Genomic DNA, 3,796 nt, shown 5'->3' with positions numbered 1-3,796 from the left:
GTCTAAGAAAAAAGTAAAGAAACGTAAACGATAATAAAAATATTAATACCTATTGTGAGGTGACTATGGCAAAGAAAGATGCTCCATCATTAATTGCAGATAACCGTAAGGCGCGTCATGATTTTAATATTCATGAAACCTATGAAGCGGGCATCGCATTGACGGGAACAGAGATTAAATCAATTCGCCAAGGTAAATTAAATCTTAAGGATAGCTTTATCCGCATTGATAAGGGCGAAATGCTTCTCTACGGTGTTCATATCAGTCCTTATGAACAGGGCAATCGCTTTAATCATGAGCCTGAGCGAACACGTAAATTATTGATGCATAAATCGGAAATAAAAAAATTATTCCAACAAGTGAAAGAAAAGGGATTCTCCTTGATTCCGTTGAACTTTCATTTTAGCCGTGGCTATGTGAAGGTAACGGTTGGTCTTGTAACAGGCAAAAAATTGTACGATAAACGCCAAGATATGGCAGAACGGGATGCAAAACGGGACATTGCTAAGCGTTTGAAAGAACAACAAAAATACTGATGTATAATAGGAGGATGTTTAGTGGAAGTTAATCAATATTTTTATAGTTTGGCAAAAATATCAGCTCAAAAAGCAGCTGAAAACGGAGTGCATGTAGATCCTAAATTTATATATACTCAATGGTACATTGAAACAGGTGGGTTTACATCACAACTACAAGCAACCCATCATAATCTAGGTGGTGTTACAGCATCAGATGGCAGCTGGAGACATTTTACGGATTTTATTGATTTTGCCAATTATTTTGGCAATTACTTGACATACTATAGAGAAGATGGCATGACAAATGCTACATCTCTGTATTCGTATATCAATGCCTTGTACAATGGCGGATACTTTACAGCAGATTTTAATTCTTATTATGGCTCTGTATTACAAGTGTTTAATACAATCAATTTCTAAATATGGTTAAGGGACTGTTTTACAGTCCCTTATTTTTATGCATATTGTTAACTTAGTACAAAATAAAAGTTGATAAAAATCACACATTTTCTTATAATGTAAACAAAGTGTGATTTATATAGTTGACAATGTAAGTACATGAAGAGGTGAATACTATGAGTCAAATTCGTCAAATCACAGAAATCGGTATTTTAACTGCTATGATTACAATCTTGGGCGCTATCAAAATTCCTAATCTTGTGCCGGGCATTGAGTTCCAGTTATCGGCACCATTAGCGGTGGCAATTTGTGCGGCTTTTGGGTTTAAAAAGTATATCATCAGTGGTTGTTTATCCAGTCTTATTGGGTTGGCATTGGGAACACAAAATTTTCTAAGTGTTGCTATTGCTATGCAGTTTAGATTAGTTGTGGGTTTCTTATTGTGGATTTGCAAAAATCATATGCTTGGTGTAATCCTAAGCGGTCCTATTGCTTCAACGGTAGCTCGACTAACTCTATCCGTCTATGTTGGTAAAGGAGCTTTAGCTATGGTTATGCTAGCAGTACCTGGTATGATTTTTACTGCTGTTGTAGCGCCAATTATGACTGCTGTATTTAAAAAGGTTATATCCGCTGCTACGCATAGTGCACCTCGAAAGGTCGTGTGATGATGGGGTTATACAGTATTCGCATGCGTGGTGCAGAAGGTGGTCCGCATGAAGAAGGGGGCCGCCATATATCAGGTGCTGAACGCATTGTAGAAGAAAGTGATTTAGAATCCGTAGCATCCGCCTTGATTCATCGGGCGTTGCATCACAGTAAAGGTAAATCCGACTTTATTAATATTCGTATAGATGCGATTCACGATGAAGATATTATGTATGTTGATTGTATTGCTATTGAAGAACATAAGAGTGAATCAGTACAAGAATCACATGAATTAGCTAAAGGCTTACTACAATCTGTAGTGAATTATAAGGCCGTAGAACAGGCTTTCACGGAACTTGGACAATTACCAGGTAATATGCGTGGCGCTATTTTGCTAGATGCTAATACAGGTGTGCGGTTAGACCAAGACAATATGCGCGGTGTTCGCGTAAGTCATATGGATGCATGTGGCACTGAAATAAGACCTATGAATGTACATATGCGTGAAGCTCTCGTACTGGCCACTAAGGTACAATCTTGTCCAGGGATTGTGGGCGAACTTTGTTGGTCCGACGATCCAGATTATACAGTGGGGTATGTAGCATGTAATGGCATATATCATCGCATTCCGAATATGAAAGAAATGGGAAATCCTATCGGGGGCCGTGTATTTTTTGTAGATACAAATAGGCCTATTCGTGAAATTGTCGATTATTTAGAGAATACAACAGTATTGGTACGGTGGTAGCGTGGATTATTATCAAGACTTTCAACAAAAACTAGAGGCTAAGGAGCAAGAACAGAATAAGAGAACAATTAAGCCTTATGATCCCTTAGATGCAGTACGTGTAAAACGCAATGATAGCGAGTATATCATGATGGCATCTAATAATTATTTGGGGCTTACTCATGATGCTCGAGTACAACAAGCGGCTATGCAAGCAATTCAACGATATGGCACCGGTTCTGGTGGTGCTAGACTTACATCAGGATCGTTTCCATTGTTTAAGGAATTAGAAATCGCTATAGCCAATTTTAAAGAAACAGAGCAGTCTCTCGTATTTAATACGGGTTATATGGCTAATGTTGGTACGATTACGGCTTTAATGAACAAGCATAGCGTCATCATTAGTGATGAATTAAACCATGCTAGTATCATCGATGGGTGTCGCCTCAGTGGAGCTCATATTGAGCGGTATAAGCATAAAGATGTAGAACATGCGGAATATATTCTTAAGAATTATAAATCGGCGTATAAAATGATTATAACCGATGGTGTATTTAGTATGGATGGAGATATTGCACCATTAGATAGGCTGTATGAGTTAAGTAAGGAATATAATGCTCTCCTTATGGTAGATGATGCGCATGCGACCGGTGTCATCGGAAATGGGCGAGGTACGGCTCATCATTTTGGCCTTACCAATGTAGATGTACAGCTTGGTACCTTGAGCAAGGCCTTAGGTTCTGTTGGTGGCTACGTGGCGGGGCGTAAGGAATTGATAGAATACCTGATTAACTATAGTCGTAGCTTTATATTTTCTACAGCTTTGTCCCCGGCGGATATCGGTGCGGCTTTAGAGGCCCTACGAATTGTACGAGATGAACCATCTGTGGTCGATACATTACGTGATAATACTGTGTATATGGCACATAAATTACAGGCTATGGGCATTGATTGTGATGATGAAACACCGATATTCCCGATTGTGGTAGGCGAGAATGATCGAGCCTTAACATTGGCCCGTGAGTTAGAAGAACGAGGCATTATTATTACGGCCATTCGACCTCCTACGGTTCCTGTTGGTGAAAGCCGCCTCCGCATGACGGTGACTGCGGCTCATAGCAAAGAACAACTTGATTATGTAGCACAAACGCTACATGAATTACTAGTTGACATGAATATACATTAGGGGTATGATAGATAAACCAACAAACCCATGGGGATGTAAAGGTTTCGACAGGGGCGAGTGTGGTATAGATAGCGAGTCGGCGTTCCATTGGGCCGTTAAACGGTGGGAAAACATTTAAACGCAGAAGAAAATTTTGCATTAGCTGCATAAGCTACGTCCCTCATACTTGTGCCTACCAAGTGTGAATGGACGTCAAACCGTAGGCTGGCTTAATTTAGTCGTTCATATGAATTAGGCGAGACAACATGAACTGGAGTACTGTAGTTTGTCTGTGAGCGATAGGTACTTGAGACTTAAATCATAGACTGTGCTCGGAGA

The 3,796-nt window shown here is 39.7% G+C and carries 5 protein-coding genes and 1 other RNA gene; all 6 read left to right on the top strand.

Annotated elements, in window-relative coordinates:
* Window positions 1-65 precede the first annotated feature (65 nt).
* The gene (smpB, locus tag RYP29_RS08515) at window positions 66-536 is read left to right on the top strand and encodes an SsrA-binding protein SmpB (RefSeq protein WP_005377596.1); all 471 of its coding nucleotides are present in this window, start codon (window positions 66-68) and stop codon (window positions 534-536) included.
* A 21-nt stretch (window positions 537-557) separates the two neighbouring features.
* The gene (locus RYP29_RS08510) at window positions 558-938 is read left to right on the top strand and encodes a glucosaminidase domain-containing protein (protein ID WP_005377606.1); all 381 of its coding nucleotides are present in this window, start codon (window positions 558-560) and stop codon (window positions 936-938) included.
* A gap of 155 nt (window positions 939-1,093) precedes the next feature.
* Entirely contained in the window at window positions 1,094-1,585 is a 492-nt protein-coding gene (locus RYP29_RS08505; protein ID WP_311533106.1) for a hypothetical protein, read from the top strand.
* Complete coding sequence (locus tag RYP29_RS08500) at window positions 1,585-2,313, top strand: 6-carboxyhexanoate--CoA ligase (protein WP_311533104.1); 729 nt, start codon at window positions 1,585-1,587, stop codon at window positions 2,311-2,313. The genes RYP29_RS08505 and RYP29_RS08500 overlap by 1 nt, the downstream gene beginning before the upstream one ends.
* Before the next feature lies 1 nt (window position 2,314).
* Entirely contained in the window at window positions 2,315-3,478 is a 1,164-nt protein-coding gene (gene bioF, locus RYP29_RS08495; RefSeq protein ID WP_311533102.1) for an 8-amino-7-oxononanoate synthase, read from the top strand.
* 29 nt (window positions 3,479-3,507) lie between these two features.
* Window positions 3,508-3,796: a transfer-messenger RNA gene (ssrA, locus tag RYP29_RS08490) on the top strand; the annotation flags it as partial.

Origin of the sequence: uncultured Veillonella sp., from assembly GCF_963534045.1 — a bacterium.
Classification (GTDB): Bacteria; Bacillota; Negativicutes; order Veillonellales; family Veillonellaceae; genus Veillonella.
This window is presented reverse-complemented; position numbering and strand designations above follow the sequence as displayed.